The sequence below is a fragment of the Halomonas sp. HMF6819 genome, from assembly GCF_044335525.1.
Lineage (GTDB): Bacteria > Pseudomonadota > Gammaproteobacteria > Pseudomonadales > Halomonadaceae > Vreelandella.
The window spans coordinates 1-863 of sequence record NZ_JBIQVY010000021.1; the positions used below are offsets into that span (position 1 = coordinate 1).

General features: G+C 56.0%; 1 protein-coding gene and 1 pseudogene. Both read right to left on the reverse strand.

Features of this window, described 5'->3' with window-relative positions:
* A pseudogene (locus tag ACGLWX_RS18320) lies at positions 1-270 on the reverse strand (flagellin FliC); the annotation flags it as partial.
* Positions 271-555: 285 nt separating this feature from the next.
* Positions 556-863 (reverse strand): flagellin (locus ACGLWX_RS18325; protein ID WP_396241906.1); only part of this gene is annotated, 308 nt, incomplete at its 5' end.

The following is an 863-nucleotide window of genomic DNA, read 5'->3' on the forward strand; positions in this document are numbered from 1 at the left end:
ACGCTGCAGGTTGTCGTTGATCTGGTCCAGACCGCCTTCCATGGTTTGAACGAGCGAGATACCGTCGCTGGCGTTACGGCTTGCCTGGTCCATGCCCTTGATTTGAGCGGTCATCTTGTTGGCGATGGCTTGGCCGGCGGCGTCGTCGGAAGCGCTGTTGATGCGCAGACCAGAAGACAAGCGCTCTTGCGCTTGAGCCAGCATGCCCTGAGACTTGCTCAGGTTGTTCTGGCCGATCATGGAAGTGATGTTGGTGTTGATAACAGACATGGGATAATCCTCGTTAAGTAAATGACCTATGGCCTGCTAATCGGCTCTTGCATCGCCGTTATAATAATTAACGGCCGTATGGGCGTTTACTTGAGGAGAAAGTGCCGTTTTTTTAAGAAAGTGTTTTCTCTATCCCCTCGCCACGTTTGGTCTGAGAAGGCAAGTCGGCTCGCTGTATAACGCGCGCTAGCGAAGGCAAGACAAGCCCAGCAGTAAACGAGCCAAAAGAAAAACGGGGCCTTTCGGCCCCGTTCGGTTGATTCATCCACTGTACCGCCGAAAGGCTTAACCCAGTAGAGACAGTACAGACTGCGGCGTCTGGTTCGCCTGGGCCAGCATGGAGGTACCCGCCTGCTGAAGAATGTTGGCGCGGGTCATGTTGGACACTTCCTTCGCGTAGTCGGCGTCTTCGATCCGCGAACGTGCTTCGGACAGGTTGGTCGAGGTGGTCGCGAGGTTGTCGATCACCGAGTCGAAGCGGTTCAGCGTGGCACCCAGAGTTGCCCGGTTGGTGTCCAGAGTCTTGGTCGCGGCATCTACGGAGTCGATCAGGTTCTGGAAGCTGCTGTGCGCTGCGGTGCCACCACTAGCGA